Consider the following 14,960-nt stretch of genomic DNA (forward strand, 5'->3'; position numbering starts at 1 on the left):
GCCGCCATCCGTGAATGAGACGCCGCAGACCCCTCCGGGGTTCCCGAAAAAACTTCACCCCTACTGGATCGGTTGCAGGATTCGACGCCCGCGCAATTGTCGCGCGTCAGGTCGGAGGCTATGAAGGAACAGGGGTTGAAGCGGGCAGGAGGGCGTGCCGTGTGCATTCGATTTTTCATGATTTTCATTGCCGCCGCGGGATTCGGCTTGGCCGGGTGCCAGACGGGAGCCGGGACGAGCGGGAGTCTCTACGGCTCGGGATCCCTGGTGATATCTTCCCAAGCCGAGGCATGGATCCAGGAGAACCGGTACGGTCGCAACGGAATCCGGAACAATTTCTACGTTGCCATCGATGAGCGTTCGAGGGGTGTAGGAGGGGTCTATTGCAGTACCTCCGAGATCGGCGCCTGCATCAATGCGGGCGATTTCTATGCCCTGGAGGCGGTCAAGAACTGCAACCAGGACGGACGCTACAATTGCGCCGTCTATTCGATCGCGGACCGGATCATCTGGGATGGTCCGGTATATCTGCGGCATTCGTCCAGCACCCAGAACCTGCCCTACAACGGCGTCTGGCCTGTGACCCTGGAATGGGAGGCGGACCCGGACGGGCGCGCGCGCCTCGTCGGCGTCGAGGGCGAGCTTTCGATCGCCGGCATCGGCTCGACGACTTGTCCGGTTGCCCTGGATCCGACCGGCAGCCGGGACGGCAGATTCACTCTGCGCTGCCCTGGCGGGCTGACAGTGCGCGGCGACTACGGACGAACCGGCGGCGATATCTGGGAATGGGAGGGGCGTGACTCCGAAGGCCGGTCGATCGGCTTCCGCATCGATCTGGTGAAGGGACGCGGCCCGGAAGGCTGATCACGCCCTGAGGCGTTCGTTCTCGGGGTCCCAGGGGCTCTCGCCCACCACCGTGACGCGGTGCATGCGGTCGAGGATCTTCATTTCCAGTTCCGCGCCTTCCACCGCCAGATCGGGCGAGATCATGGCGAGCGCCAGCGACTTGCCCGTGCGCGGCCCGAAATTGCCCGAGGTGGCGCGGCCGGCCAGCCGGCCGTCCCGGTAGATGGGGTTGTTGCCCAGCGCGTCGGCGCCGTCGACGTCGTGCACTTCCAGCGTGACGAAGGCGTTGGCGAAGCCCCGCTGCTGCCACGCCACCAGGGCGTCGCGGCCCAGGAAGTCACCCTTGTTCGGATGCACGAAGCGTTCCAGCCCGCTCTCGTAGGCGGCATACTCGATCGACATTTCCGTCCCCACCATGCGGTAGGACTTCTCGATGCGGAGCATGTCCATGGCGCGGATGCCGAAGGGCTTCAGCCCGAGGTCCTGCCCGGCGGCCCAGAGCGCGTCGAAGATATGGTTCTGGTATTCGATCGGGTGGTGCAGTTCCCAGCCCAGCTCGCCGACGAAATTCACGCGAGCGGCGAAGGCCGGCGCCAGGCCGACGTCGATCCACTGCGCCGTCAGCCAGGGAAAGGCCGCGTTGGAGAAATCGGCGTCGGAAACCCGTTGCAACAGGTCGCGGGCCTTCGGACCGGCGACAACCAGCACGCCCATGGCATTGGTCAGGTCCTGGAACTGCACCGAGCCGTCAGCCGGCATGTGCTTGCGCAGCCAGTCATGGTCGAGACGCTGATAGGCGCCGGCCGAGACCAGGTAGAAGCTGTCCTTCGCCTCCCGGATGACGGTGAATTCGGAATGCACGCCGCCCCGCGCCGTCAGGCTGTGGCAGAGGCCGATGCGTCCTTTCGAGGGGATGCGGTTGGCCAGCATCCAGCGCAGGAAGTCCAGCGCGCCGGGGCCGGAGACGCGGCACTTGGCGAAGGCCGACATGTCGAGAAGGCCGACATTGTCCGCGACGTTCAGCGCCTCGTTCCTGGCGTGCTCGAACCAGGCGGAGCGGCGGAACGACCAGTCGTCCTTCGGCTCCACGCCTTCGGGCGCGAACCAGTTGGCGCGCTCCCAGCCGAACTTCTGGCCGAACACGGCGCCCAGGTTCTTCAGCCGATCGTAGCAGGGCGCGGTCCGCAGCGGCCGTCCCGCTTCGCGCTCCTCGTCCGGGTAGTGGATGGTGAAGACGTTCGCGTAGGCCTCCTCGTTCTTCTTCACCAGGTAGGAACGGGTGGCGTAGTCGCCGAAGCGCCGGGGATCGACGCCCAGCATGTCGATCGTCGGCTCGCCTTCGACGATCCACTCGGCGAGCTGCCAGCCCGCCCCGCCGGCGGCGGTGATGCCGAAGCTGTGGCCCTCGTTGAACCAGAGATTGGGCAGGTCCCAGGCAGGGCCGATGATCGGGCTGCCGTCGGGCGTGTAGCAGATGGCGCCGTTGTAGACCTGCTTGACGCCGACCTCGCCGAAGGCCGGCACGCGGTGGATGGCGCTTTCGATATGCGGCACCAGACGGTCCAGATCCTCCTGGAACAGTTCGAATTCGGCGTCGTCGGCGGGACCGTTCACATAGCAGGCCGGCGCGCCGACCTCATAAGGACCCAGCAACAGGCCGCCGCGCTCCTCGCGCATGTACCAGGAGGCGTCCGAATCGCGCAGTACGCCCATTTCCGGCAGGCCCTGCTCCCGGCGCTTCAGGATGTCGGGGTGGGCGTCGGTGACGATGTACTGGTGCTCGACCGGAATCACGGGGATTCTCAGGCCCAGCATGCGCGCGGTCTGCTGCACGAAATTGCCGGTCGCGGTGATCAGGTGCTCGCAGGCGATCTCGCCCTTGTCGGTCGTCACCTTCCATTCGCCGGCGGCGGTGCGCTCGATGGCGGTGACGCGGGTCTGGCGGTGGATCGTGGCGCCGAGCCGGCGCGCGCCGGTCGCCAGCGCCTGTGTCAGGTCGGCGGGCTGGACATAGCCGTCATCGGGGTGGCGGATGGCGCCGACGAGGTCGTCGGTGTGGCACAGGGGCCAGATCTGCTTCACGTCTTCCGGCGTCATCTGTTCGACATGCACGCCGATGGTCTCGGCGACGCCGGCATACTGCATGTACTCGTCCCAGCGCTCGCGGGTCTGGGCCAGCCGTACATTGCCGACGCGCCGCAGGCCGACGTCCTGGCCGGTCTCGGCCTCCAGCTCGCCGTAGAGCTTGACCGAATACTTGTGAATCTGGCCGACCGAGTAGGACATGTTGAACAGCGGCAGCAGCCCGGCGGCGTGCCAGGTCGAGCCGGAGGTCAGCTCGTTGCGCTCCAGCAGCACCACGTCCGACCAGCCCTTCTTCGCCAGGTGATAGAGGGTGGAGACGCCGACGACGCCCCCGCCGATGACCACGGCCCGCGCATGAGATTTCATCGCCGCTCCCCCGCTTGCGCCCGGCGCTTTCATTCGGCCGGATTGCAGTCAAATGCCCTGCCGGCGATCCGGAGGCTGCGCTGGGCGCGACGGCGCGGTGCCGCTCAGGGGATATTCCGCTCCGGTCAGGAGGAACGCAGCCACAGGCTGATCACGTTGACCCCGTTCTCGAAGCTGTATGCGGTGCGGGTGGCCAGCCGCTGGATCAGACGCAGGCCCATGCCGCCGACGGGCCAGTTTTCCAGGTCCGGCGGCCCGGAGACATCGATCTCCAGCGGATTGAAGGCCGCGCCGGGGTCGCGGTAGTCCATCCGGACATTGTCGTCCTCGCGGTCGAGTCGGACTTCGATGGCCTCGCCATCGCGCGACCTGCCGTGTTCCAGCGTGTTGGCGAACAGTTCCTCCAGAACGAGCGCCAGGCGCTTCCGGTCGCCGTCGCGCAGTCCCAGTTCGGCAGACGTCTCTTCCACCCATTGCGCGGCGGGGCGGACCTGGTCGGGATGGCAGTGGAAGGAGGCGTGATGGCGTCCGGTCATGCGACAAGTGTAACATTCTAAGGCCGCGACGTGCGTATGCAGCGGCGCACATTCGACAGCGGCCAGGCGCCGGCGGACCGCGGCGTTGGGAATGAGCTCTTGTAGAGACCGAACCGCACTGCGCGTGGAGCACACAACGGGAAACGTCGTGCCGCTAAAGTGTTTGCTGCGCTTGCGTGCTCCGCGGGTTGATTGGCATGTCTCCATGGGTTGCGTGCCATTTCCTGATTTGAGAGTCTTTCCTCAGGGGAAACTGCTAGGCAGGGAGGAATGACCATGCTTCAGGAGCGCCTCGTAGAAGCCACGGAAGATCAGGTTTTGGCATCCGGTCCGGAAGAAATCAGTATCGAGAAGGCGCGGGAATTAGTGCAGTTCTTTGCTGAGGTTTCCACATCGCTCGATGCTGAGCGTTTTCTTGAGGGGTTCACCGACGACTGCATCGTTCGCTACGGCACTTTTCCGGAGATGCGCGGTAAGGAGAAATTTCGCCCGTTCGTCGACGCCATGATGTCGGCGAAGATGAAGAATTTCTTCTGCCGCAAGGAACTCCGCACGATCAACGGAAATGTGCTTGGTGTCCAATGGGAGAACGATTGGGTCGACGCGGATAGCGGCAAGCGAAAAACGGGGCGCGGACTGGAGTTCTGGATATTGCGGGGCGAGCGGATCGCCCGCTGGGATGCCGTCTTCACGATGGCTGACGCGAAGAGCTAGCAGCCGTCCTCCATCTTCGGGAGGCGGTGCTGGGAAGTATTGAAAGTCTGGGCGGAGCATTGCGATGCCTATCGAGAAGTCAAATGAACCGGAAGCCTTTGCATCCTTTGAACGCGAGGGCTGGGAACGGTCTCTGGACGGCTATGACGAGGAGTTCGGAGCGATCTCGCGTCAGACCGTCGGACCGATGCTCGATGCCGCAGAAGTCGGGGAGGGCAGCAGTGTCCTCGACCTCTGTTGCGGGCCGGGCATGCTCAGTGCCGGTGCGATCGAGCGCGGTGCGCGGCCCGTTGGCGTCGACTACTCGGAAGCGGCGCTGGCACGAGCACGACGACTGGTGCCGGCGGCCGATCTCCGGGCTGGAGACGCGCAGTCGCTCGACTTTCCGGACACCAGCTTCGACGCAGTCGTCTGCGGCTATGGCCTGATGCACCTGCCGGATCCGGAACGCGCCCTGCGAGAGATGGTGCGCGTCGTCCGGCCCGGTGGTCGCGTGGCCGTTAGCGTCTGGGATGGCTCGTTGCCAGACGCAGCTCTGAACCTGATTTTCAAAGCGGTGCAGGCGCACGGAGATGGTAGCCCGGACCTGCCGCACGGCCCGGACTTTTTCCAGTTCGGAACAGTCGACCGAATGCAGTCTGCATTGGTTGAGATTGATCTCGCCGACGTCCGCGCCACCAGATGGAAAAATAGCGTGCAGGTGACGTCAGGTGCTGAGCTGCTAGGTGCTGTGGAGCGCGGCTCGGTCCGCGCCAGCGCCGTCCTCGACGCCCAGAGCGAGAGCGCCTTGGCCAATATGGCGCGGTTCCTGGACGAGAAGCTCACAGGTATGCCGAAAGACGACGGTGGCTACTTCGTCCAGTTGCCTTCAACGATTGGTTCTGGCGCAAAACCCTGACTGTCAGGACTGGTCGGCGCAAGGCGAATGGTGATGCAGCCAGTAATGCGCGTTTGTACTTGCCGATCAGATTGGACGCTCGACGGTGTCCTGTGACGTCGTCGACAAGGCCGACAAGTGCGGCTCAGCCACCACGATATACGCATGGCTTTTGCTGCTGATTCGCGGCGGCGAATGTTGTATGAATAATGCAATCAAATTAATCGGGAGGATGCCGAAATGACGCTGCAGAGGCCGACCGTCACCTATCAGGATCACTGGAAGACCGAGGGCTATGACACCATCGACGTCCGGCCGGTCACGCCGGTGGTGGGGGCCGAGGTCCACGGCGTCGATCTCTCGAAACCGCTGGAGCCGAAGCAACTCGAGGAGATCCGGCGGGCATTCGTGACCCACCATGTGCTCGCCTTCCACGATCAGAATATCGGCCGGGACGCCCACAAGGCGTTCGCGTCGCATTTCGGCGAACTGCACGTCCATCCGCTGAAACACGACCGGATGAAGACGGCGCACAAGGACAATCCCTTCGCCGAAGGCAAGAAGAAGAGCGATCATCCCCTGATGCAGGGAGATACGGACGGCGACAGCGATCCCGCCATCCTGGAAATCAAGACCACCCAGAACTCCAGGTACACCGCCGGCGGCGACTGGCACGCCGACGTGACCTGTGACGAGCGCCCGCCCATGGGCTCCATGCTGCTGATCAAGCAGGTGCCGGATGTCGGCTGTGGCGGCGATACCTGTTTCGCCAACATGTACCGCGCCTTCGACACCCTCTCGGAGCCCATGAAGGAATTCCTGCGCCCGCTGACCGCGGTGCATGACGGGGCCATCCCGTATGTTGGCGCCTACAACACCGTTCCGCCGGAGGGCGGCTATCCGCGCAACGAGCACCCCGTCGTGGTGCGCCATCCCGATACGGGACGCGAAGTGCTCTACGTCAATCCGGGCTTCACCTCTCACATCAAGGGGCTGAGCCGCTACGAGAGCCAGCACATCCTGGAGATGCTCTACCGCCACGTGGAGAAGCGCCTCGATCTGCAGGTGCGCATGAGCTACCGGCCCAACACGCTGATGTTCTGGGACAACCGCTGTCTGCAGCACCAGGCGTCATGGGACTACTGGCCCTACAGCCGCTATGGCGAACGGGTCTCGATCATCGGCCACCGCCCGACCCGCGACGTCGCAGCCGCCGCCTGATCGCCATGGCCTGGGAGACTCTGCTCTACGAGCCGGCGGGCCGCGTCGGTACGATCACCATCAACCGTCCCGACCAGCTCAACGCGCTGAACTCGACCGTCTTCCGGGAGATGAGCGAACTGCTGGCGGAGATCGCGGTCGATCCGGCGATCCGCGTCATCGTGCTGAAGGGCGCCGGGAACAAGGCTTTCGTGGCCGGCGCCGACATCAAGGAAATGGTCGACATGTCCCGCCGCGAGGCCGAGACGCGAAGCTGGACGGGCATGCGGCTCTACGACCAGATGCGCCGCATGCCGCAGCCGCTGGTGGCCTCGATCCAGGGCTACGCCCTGGGCGGCGGCATGCTGATCGCCATGGCCTGCGACATCCGCGTCGCCTCCACGGCGGCCAGCTTCGGCTACCCGGAGATCAAGCTGGGCATCTTTCCCGGCACCGGCGGCACGGTGCTGATCGACCGGCTGATCGGGCCGGCGACAGCGCGGGCGATCTGCCTGCTGGGCGACCGCTTCTCCGCCGAGCGCGCCTTTCAGCTCGGCCTGGTCAACCGGATCGCCGAACCGGATGATCTGGAAAAGGAAACCGCCGAGGTCGTCGAGACCCTCGCGAACTACAGTCCCGTCGCCATGCGCGAGCTCAAGACCGTGCTCAACGCGTCGCTGGAGATGGACTTCGCCACCGCGCGCGAGGTCGAACTGGACGCCTATGGCCGCTGTTTCGACAGCGAGGACCGCCGCGAGGGCACGCGCGCCTTCGTCGAGAAGCGCAAGCCCGACTTCAAGGGGCGGTAACGACCGAGCGGACCTTGCGCGGGGCGGCGCGCCAGATGGCGAAGGCGCTGACGAAGCAGCAGACCAGCGCGAATATCCAGGCCGGATCGTAGCTGCCGGTGGCGTCGAAGATCACGCCGGCGATGAAGGGGCCCGCTGCGCCGCCGCCGATGGCGGCCACGTTCATCGCCCCGAAGATCGTGCCGAAATGCGGCCCCTCGAAGATCTCGGCCATGATCGGTCCCAGTACGGACGTATAGGCGTAACCCAGAAAGCCCTGGCCGAAGACCATGACGTAGAGCAGCAGCTCGGTCGGCCACACTTTCAGCGCCAGCAGGGCCGCGTAGGTGATGGCGAAACCAAGGCTGGCGAGCGCCCAGACGCCTTCGCGGCCGATCCTGTCCGACAGCGCCCCCAGCGCGATCTGACCGGGAATGGCGACGACCGCGACGAAGCCGAGCGCCCAGGCCGCGTCGATGGGGTTGAAACCGATCTCCAGCAGGTACTTTGTCTGGTGCACCTGTACCGCGTACCAGGCGACGAGGGCGGTGAAGAATCCGAGCGCGACCCACCAGAACCGCGCCGTCCGGACCGCGCGGCCCAGCGTCCACTCCACGGCCACCCATTCGGGATCCACGATGCGATAGCGCTGGCCGCCGTCGTCGGTCTCGCCGGGCGCGGGCTTGCGCCCGTCGGGCTGCAGGCCGAGATCCTGCGGGCGCTTGCGCACCAGCAGGTTGATGGGCACCAGCAGCACCAGGGTCAGGATGCCGAGCGTGTAGCAGGCCTCGCGCCAGCCCTCGGCCACGATGATCTGCTGGAAGGCGGGCAATACCAGGATCGCGCCGACTCCGACGCCGCTGAAGGCCAGGCTGATGGCCAGTCCCCGGCGGCGCTGGAACCAGTTCGGCAGGTACATCGACTGCACCGTGTAGCTCATCAGGTTCGCACCGACGCCAACCAGCACGCCGACGGTCAGGTAGAGCTGCCAGGGTTCGGCGACCTGCGTCGCCAGGATCATGCCGGCGCCGACCGACAGGGCGCCCATCTGGATGACCAGCCGGGGTCCCTTCCGGTCGACAAGCCGGCCCGCGATCGGGCTGAACAGCGCCGACATCAGGAATCCTGTCGAGAAGGCCCCGGCGACGACCGCGCGCTCCCAGCCGTACTCGTCCAGGATGGGCGGCAGCAGCAGCGAGAAGGAGGTCCGGGCGCTGACGGACACCGCCATGGTGACGAACGCCACCGCGACGATGACCCAGCCGTAGAAAAAGGGCAGGCGGCTGAACATGGCGCGATCTTATGCCAGCGCCGGAAGGGCTGTTATCCCGTTTCTTGCGCAGGGCTGCGCTGCAAAAGCGGAACGCGCGCCGCCCCGGGGGACGACGCGCGCTCGCGAAAGATCTCCGGTTGTTGTGCCCGGGCTACTCGCCGGCGGCCTTGAGCTGGGGCTGCTCGACGGGCTTGCGGCTCTCCTCGGCGCCGAATTCCTGGATCTCGCCGGCGACGCGGCCGCCGCCCTCGATCTCCACGTCGCCATAGCGCAGCGTGCCCTTCAGCTTGCCTGTGCTGCGCACGATCAGCTTGCCGCGGCAGTTCAGCGTGCCGTCGAACTGTCCCGCGATATCGGCCTCCTCGACATTGCATTCGCCGGAGAAGGTGCCGTTGTTGCTGACCTGGAAGCGCCTGGCCTCGACGCGGGCGTCGACGGCCCCCTCGATCACCAGTTCGGCGCAGTTCGTGATCTCGCCCTTCAGCTTGATCCCCTCGCCGACCAGCAGCCGGCTCTGCTCTTCCTTCGCCGTCTCATCCTTGTGCGCCGGCGCGCGGGGTTCGGATGCCGCACTTGCGGCCGCCGGTGCGGCCGGCGTGCGCGGGATGTCGGGCCGCGGCCGCCGGGCGAGCAGGTCCTCGGCGGGACGCGGTGTGCTCGTCTTGGGCAAGCGCGGCGCGTCCTCCTTCGCCTCGCCGGTTTCGGTGTTGCCGTTCTGGCCACTCTGCTTCTTGCTGAACATCGGCTGGGCGCCCCCATGTCTGCCGTTCACCACATCTGACGTTATCCATAGTCCGCGGCGAAGGCGGCGACAATTGGGCGGATCGAGGAAATTGCTGTATATCCGGTGATTATTCTGTGACGGGGAGGATCAGATGCGCGACGCCTACATCATCGGTAGTTTTTCCACACGCTTTCAGAAATGGCCCGACAAGTCCTTCAAGGATCTGACGCGGGAGGCCTATCTGGGCGCTCTGGCCGACGCCGGCATGGAGAACGGCGACGACATCGAGTTCGGCTGGTTCGGCAATTGCGGCATGTGGCTGCACAACGATCAGGGCTCGATTCGCGGCCAGGTCTGCTTCACGCCGCTGGTCAACGAGGGACTGTTCCCCGCCCGCGTGCCGATGATCAACGTGGAAGGCGCCTGCGCCACCGCGTCCATGGCGCTGCACGGGGCCTGGAAGGACATTCTCTCCGGCCAGACCGACGTCAGTCTGGCGCTGGGCGTGGAGAAGATCTGGATCCCCGACGAGCCGGAAAAGATCCAGCGCAGCTTCTACGCCGGCATCGACAATTTCGATGCCGATGAGTGGATGGAATACTACAAGGCGGCGGGCGAAGAGGCCGGCAAGGAATTCGAGACCGGGCCGAACCGTACGGTCTTCATGGACACCTACGCCATGCAGGCCTGCTATCACATGAAGAAGCACGGCACGACACAGCGCCAGATCGCCGCCGGCGCCGCCAAGAACCACAATTACGGGGCGAAGAATCCGAACGCCCAGTACCAGTTCGAGATGTCGGTCGACCAGGTGATGCAGGACCGGCCCGTCAGCTATCCCCTGACCCGGGCCATGTGCTCGCCCATCGGCGACGGCGCGGCGGCGGCGGTCGTGGTCTCGGAGGACTATTTCCAGGGCCTGCCGCAGGCGGTGAAGGACCGGGCGGTGAAGATCCGCGCCAACGCGCTGTCGGGCGGCAAGTACAAGAAGCTCGACGAACCGTCGCTGTCCATGACGGCAGCGAAGAAGGCCTACTCGATGGCCGACCTGAAGCCCGACGACATCCAGGTTGCCGAGGTCCACGACGCCACCAGCTTCTGCGAAGTACTGCAGGTCGAGATGATGGGCTTCTGCGACATCGGCGAGGGCGGCCGCTTCATCGAGGCCGGCGAGACCGGGCCGGGCGGTAAGGTGCCGGTGAACACCTCCGGCGGCCTCGTCTCCAAGGGCCATCCGGTGGGCGCGACGGGCCTGTCGATGATCTACGAACTCACGACCCAGCTGCGCGGCGAGGCCGGCGAGCGGCAGGTGCCCGACGCCCGCATCGCGCTGGCCGAGAACGGCGGCGGCGTCATGGGCTTCGAGGAGGCGGCCTGCTCGGTCACGATCCTGGAACGCGCGCGGGACTGAAACCGGTGGCCCGCGGCGTATCGTTGTCGCCAGTCGACTCCGGACGCCCGATGGTTCCATCCGCCGTGGGATGCGTCAGCGCGACTCGGTCGTGAAGATCGTCTCCCCCAGTTGGCGGAGCGATTCCTTCAGCCGGGGATCGGAGACGCCCGCGACGAGTTGCTCCAGCTCCGCCCGCTCGGCCTCGGTCAGCGGGCGGCGCTTCGGCGTCTCCTTCCGCCGCCAGGGTTCGATATTGGCCTGGCGGAGCTTCAGCCGCGTCACAGCGCGCCAGCCGAAGAAGCGGTTGACGCGCTCCACGATCACCGGCTCCAGGTGCTGCACCTCGGTCGCCCAGCCATGGGCGACGACCATGTGCAGCGTCGCGCCGTCGGCGTTCGCCTCGTCGCGCGGCCACATCAGCCGCTCCGGCCGGCACTGATCGGCCATGGTCGGGCCGACGATCTGCGGCCACTGGGTGATGATGTCGGTCTGGGCGAAGCCGCGCTTGCGGAAGACGGGCGAGAGGATGGCCCGCGCCTCCTCGGAAGCCTTGCGGAATCCGCCGCCGCGTCGTCTCTTGCCGCCCGAATTTTCCGCCGCCACCCTGAGGCCCCATGAACGCCGATCAACGCGGGCGGATCGTAGCCGATCTGCTCGCCCACTACGACCGCCACCGCCGGGTGTTGCCCTGGCGCGCGGGGCCGGGCGAGACGCCCGATCCCTACCGCGTCTGGCTGAGCGAGATCATGCTGCAGCAGACCACGGTGGCGACGGTCGGTCCCTATTTCCGCGCCTTCATCGAACGCTGGCCGACCGTCGGGGCGCTGGCCGCCGCCGACCAGGACGAGGTGATGAACGCCTGGCAGGGGCTCGGCTATTACAGCCGGGCGCGGAACCTGCTGAAATGCGCGAAGGCGGTGGCGGGCGAACATGGCGGACGCTTCCCGGAGACCGAGGCCGGCCTGCTGGCGCTGCCCGGAATCGGTCCGTACACGGCGGCGGCCATCGCGGCGATCGCCTTCGACCGGCCGGCGAGCCCCGTCGACGGCAATATCGAGCGGGTCACCGCGCGGCTGTTCGCGGTCGAGGACGAGATGCCGGGCGTCAAGCAGGAACTCAGGCGGCTGGCGGCGACGCTGACGCCCGACAGGCGGCCCGGCGACTTCGCCCAGGCGCTGATGGACCTGGGCGCGACCATCTGCACGCCGAGATCGCCCGCCTGCAGCCGCTGCCCGATCCGCGCCCATTGCGCCGCCGCCGAACGCGGCATCGCCGCCGAGCTGCCGCGCCGCGCGCCGAAGAAGGCAAGGCCCACGCGCCGCGCCGTCTTCTTCTGGCTGGTGCGCGGCGACGGCGCGGTGCTGTTCGAGCGCCGCCCCGACAGGGGCCTGCTGGGCGGCATGGCCATGCCGCCGTCGACGCCCTGGCGGGAGGGGGAGGCCTGGGGAGAGGGGGAGGCGCTCTCCCACGCGCCGGCGCCGGCCCAATGGACCGAACTCAACGGCGTGGTCCGCCACGGCTTCACCCACTTCCATTTCGAGGTCACGGTCTGGGCGGCGGAAGGCGAGACGGACGCGCCGGACGCTATCTGGGCCCGGCCGGAAGACTTCGGCTCGCTGGCGCTGCCGACGGTCGCCAAGAAGATCTGCCGTCACGCGCTGGACGACGGTACGCTGCTGTAGGGAACCCAGATGAACCCGCCCGGTGCGGGGGTCCGGAGCGGCTACGCCGCAAGTCGATGGTCTGACCGGATGCCCTCATGAAGCGGGCATGACAATTGGCGTATGCTGTCGTCATCTGTTCTGACTGGGGGATGACATGGCCGATCTGCTGGGCATGAGCGCGCGCTATATCGACGAGGGCGCGATACCTGAGGGCGATACCTCGCCGCTCGACCGGCGCAGCCGGGAACTGTCGGAGATCGCCGATGGCGTCGCCGTGATCGAGGCCTTCAGCCACGTGCTCGCCTTCCGTACCGATGAGGGGCTGGTGCTGTTCGACACCAGCCACGAGGCTCATGCCCGTCCGATCATCGAGAACATGCGCAGGTGGACGAAGGATCCGGTTCACAGCATCGCCTTCACCCATGGCCATATCGATCATGTCGGCGGCGCGAAGGCCTTCGTCGACGAGGCCGCGGATGCCGGCAATCCGCGTCCCCGCTTCATCGCCCACGAGAACGTGGACGCCCGGATCGACCGCTACCAGCTCACCAGCGGCTACAACAGGATCGTCAACCAGCGCCAGTTCTCGCGCGGACGCATGGGCGGCGCGGGGCGGGAGGACCGGCCCTTCGGCCCCGCCGAATGGGTCCGCCCCGACACCACCTTCCAGAACCGCCTGACCGTCCGGGTCGGCGACGAGACCGTCGAGATGCGCCACGACAGGGGTGAGACCGACGACCATCTCTGGGCCTGGCTGCCGAAGCACAAGGCCATCTGCGCCGGCGATTTCCTGATCTGGGCCTTCCCCAATGCGGGCAACCCGCAGAAGGCGCAGCGCTATCCGCTGGAATGGGCCCATGCGCTGCGCCAGATGCAGGCGATGGAGCCGGAGCTGCTGCTGCCCGCGCACGGCCTGCCGATCGCCGGGCGGGAGCGCATCGCCGGCGTGCTGGACAGCATGGCCCGCGCGCTGGAGGGACTGGTGCGCGACACGCTGGAACTGATGAACCAGGGCGCGCGGCTGAACGACATCATCCACACCGTCTCGGCGCCGGCCGACCTGCTGGAGAAGCCGTATCTGAAACCGGTCTATGACGAGCCGGAGTTCGTCGTCCGCAACATCTGGCGGCTCTACGGCGGCTGGTACGACGGCAACCCGGCCAATCTGAAACCGGCGAGGGAATCGGAGCTGGCCGACGAGCTCTGCCGCCTGGCCGGCGGGGCCGCGGCGCTCAGCTTCCGCGCGCGGGAACTGTCGGAGGCCGGCAGGCACCGCCTCGCCTGTCACCTGGCCGAGATCGCGGTGCAGGCCTCGCCCGACGCGAAGGCCGTGCACGCGGCCCGCGCCAAGGTCTACGCCGCCCGCCGCGACGCCGAACGCTCCCTGATGGCGAAGGGCATCTTCAACACCGTCTCGGCCGAAAGCGCCGCGAAGGCGGAGAAAGAGTGATGAGCCGCCGGTTCGGCAGCACGAGCGACGATCCCCGCCGCGATCGGTGGCGCGACGAAGCCCTCGTAGCCTTCCAGAAGGCGGTGGATGAAGGACTCGCCAGCGGCGGACCGGAACCCTTCGACTTCCGCGCGTTCAAGGCGCGGATGCGGGCGCGACACAAGGTCGATTAACTTGTCGCATGCCCACCCGACCCTGGCTGCTCAGAGCGACCTGGAGAATATCGTGCTTGAGGAGGGTGGGCGAGTGAACCTCTTCCACGAATGCCGATTTCGGAAAGCGTTTTCGGAACGCTTGAACTTGGCATCTGCTGGTAACTCTGTCGTGTCGCCCCGCTTCCGGAAAACGCAGGTTTTGCGGAACAAGCGACCGGTGCCTATGCACCCAAACTCTTGGCGACTTTGATTGCCAACTTCAAACATGCACAATCGCCTTGACGTCAGTTGTCGGCCCTTTGCCGCCTTCAGATGCCGGTGAGCTATGCAGCGGCGCGGCCCGTTAAAGCTGCCGTTCGCTTCCGATACGCAGTCAAGTCAGTGCGGAAACCACATTTGGCCAAAGCTCCAGCATTGAACTGATGAACCTAAATGGCTCATATTGTGGTGGGGTTGGTCGAGCCCACTAATAGCAGCTTCTAACTGCGCACGCGCAAGAGGTTTCATGTGGAAGCGTTGAGTCAAGAATGGTTCGAGCTTCGAGACCATCGCCGCAGGTTGTATTCCCGTGCTGTTTGGGTGCCAATCTACGGCACAATTCTCCCTTTTAAGCGCGGGCAATATCCCGATATTGGATATATCGAGGAAACACTCGCTGTTGGATCAGCCGTTGTCTTCAACGAAAAGCGCGAGAAGGCAGAATGAACCGCGCCGAGTTTCCCGGAGGCAGTTTCGTTTGAGTCATGCGGCCACGGCGGATTGCTCCGGCATGGCGTAGTAGCGCTCCTCGGCTTCGGCCGGCGGGATGTTGCCGATGGGCTCCAGCAGCCGGCGATTGTTGAACCAGTCGACCCATTCGAGGGTAGCGAACTCGACGGCCTCGAACGAG

The 14,960-nt window shown here is 66.0% G+C and carries 14 protein-coding genes and 1 pseudogene; 9 read left to right on the plus strand and 6 right to left on the minus strand.

Annotation, left to right across the window (positions count from 1 at the left end; genetic code table 11):
• Nucleotides 1-120: 120 nt before the first annotated feature.
• A complete protein-coding gene (locus tag CWC60_RS23090) occupies nucleotides 121-864 on the plus strand; it encodes a hypothetical protein (RefSeq protein ID WP_164516710.1) in 744 nt (247 codons plus the stop codon).
• Here CWC60_RS23090 and CWC60_RS23095 read toward each other — a convergent pair whose 3' ends face one another.
• Together CWC60_RS23095 and CWC60_RS23100 are read right to left on the minus strand one after the other, a co-directional pair.
• On the minus strand, nucleotides 865-3,297 hold the full coding sequence (locus CWC60_RS23095) for a GcvT family protein (protein WP_109796263.1): 2,433 nt from the start codon (nucleotides 3,295-3,297) through the stop codon (nucleotides 865-867).
• Nucleotides 3,298-3,422: 125 nt separating this feature from the next.
• Complete coding sequence (locus CWC60_RS23100; protein ID WP_164516711.1) at nucleotides 3,423-3,833, minus strand: ATP-binding protein; 411 nt, start codon at nucleotides 3,831-3,833, stop codon at nucleotides 3,423-3,425.
• 276 nt (nucleotides 3,834-4,109) lie between these two features.
• On the opposite strand from CWC60_RS23100, the gene CWC60_RS23105 reads away from it, so the two are divergent.
• The 4 genes from CWC60_RS23105 (at nucleotide 4,110) to CWC60_RS23120 (ending at nucleotide 7,433) form a co-directional block, all read left to right on the plus strand.
• On the plus strand, nucleotides 4,110-4,547 hold the full coding sequence (locus tag CWC60_RS23105; protein WP_206420115.1) for a nuclear transport factor 2 family protein: 438 nt from the start codon (nucleotides 4,110-4,112) through the stop codon (nucleotides 4,545-4,547).
• 64 nt (nucleotides 4,548-4,611) lie between these two features.
• Complete coding sequence (locus CWC60_RS23110) at nucleotides 4,612-5,445, plus strand: class I SAM-dependent methyltransferase (RefSeq protein WP_109796266.1); 834 nt, start codon at nucleotides 4,612-4,614, stop codon at nucleotides 5,443-5,445.
• A gap of 219 nt (nucleotides 5,446-5,664) precedes the next feature.
• On the plus strand, nucleotides 5,665-6,645 hold the full coding sequence (locus CWC60_RS23115) for a TauD/TfdA dioxygenase family protein (protein ID WP_109796267.1): 981 nt from the start codon (nucleotides 5,665-5,667) through the stop codon (nucleotides 6,643-6,645).
• A 5-nt stretch (nucleotides 6,646-6,650) separates the two neighbouring features.
• On the plus strand, nucleotides 6,651-7,433 hold the full coding sequence (locus CWC60_RS23120) for an enoyl-CoA hydratase/isomerase family protein (protein ID WP_164516712.1): 783 nt from the start codon (nucleotides 6,651-6,653) through the stop codon (nucleotides 7,431-7,433).
• Here the strand turns inward: CWC60_RS23120 and CWC60_RS23125 are convergent.
• Complete coding sequence (locus CWC60_RS23125; RefSeq protein ID WP_109796269.1) at nucleotides 7,420-8,703, minus strand: MFS transporter; 1,284 nt, start codon at nucleotides 8,701-8,703, stop codon at nucleotides 7,420-7,422. The genes CWC60_RS23120 and CWC60_RS23125 overlap by 14 nt on opposite strands.
• A 133-nt stretch (nucleotides 8,704-8,836) precedes the next feature.
• Nucleotides 8,837-9,427 carry a bactofilin family protein gene (locus CWC60_RS23130; RefSeq protein ID WP_109796270.1) on the minus strand — a complete coding sequence of 197 codons (591 nt, stop codon included), beginning with the start codon at nucleotides 9,425-9,427 and terminating at the stop codon, nucleotides 8,837-8,839.
• A gap of 133 nt (nucleotides 9,428-9,560) precedes the next feature.
• Between CWC60_RS23130 and CWC60_RS23135 the strand changes: the two genes are divergently transcribed.
• A complete protein-coding gene (locus tag CWC60_RS23135; RefSeq protein WP_109796271.1) occupies nucleotides 9,561-10,820 on the plus strand; it encodes a thiolase family protein in 1,260 nt (419 codons plus the stop codon).
• Between the two features lie 75 nt (nucleotides 10,821-10,895).
• Here CWC60_RS23135 and CWC60_RS23140 read toward each other — a convergent pair whose 3' ends face one another.
• A complete protein-coding gene (locus CWC60_RS23140; RefSeq protein ID WP_109796272.1) occupies nucleotides 10,896-11,405 on the minus strand; it encodes a DUF721 domain-containing protein in 510 nt (169 codons plus the stop codon).
• 11 nt (nucleotides 11,406-11,416) lie between these two features.
• Between CWC60_RS23140 and mutY the strand changes: the two genes are divergently transcribed.
• The 3 genes from mutY (at nucleotide 11,417) to CWC60_RS23810 (ending at nucleotide 14,089) form a co-directional block, all read left to right on the plus strand.
• Entirely contained in the window at nucleotides 11,417-12,484 is a 1,068-nt protein-coding gene (mutY, locus tag CWC60_RS23145; protein WP_109796273.1) for an A/G-specific adenine glycosylase, read from the plus strand.
• 136 nt (nucleotides 12,485-12,620) lie between these two features.
• Nucleotides 12,621-13,916, plus strand: a complete 1,296-nt coding sequence (locus tag CWC60_RS23150; protein WP_109796274.1) for an alkyl sulfatase dimerization domain-containing protein — start codon at nucleotides 12,621-12,623, stop codon at nucleotides 13,914-13,916.
• Nucleotides 13,916-14,089, plus strand: a complete 174-nt coding sequence (locus CWC60_RS23810; protein WP_164516713.1) for a hypothetical protein — start codon at nucleotides 13,916-13,918, stop codon at nucleotides 14,087-14,089. Before CWC60_RS23150 ends, CWC60_RS23810 begins: the two co-directional genes overlap by 1 nt.
• A 723-nt stretch (nucleotides 14,090-14,812) precedes the next feature.
• Here CWC60_RS23810 and CWC60_RS23155 read toward each other — a convergent pair.
• A pseudogene (locus tag CWC60_RS23155) lies at nucleotides 14,813-14,960 on the minus strand (IS3 family transposase); the annotation flags it as partial.

Source organism: Minwuia thermotolerans (genome assembly GCF_002924445.1).
GTDB classification, from domain to species: domain Bacteria; phylum Pseudomonadota; class Alphaproteobacteria; order Minwuiales; family Minwuiaceae; genus Minwuia; species Minwuia thermotolerans.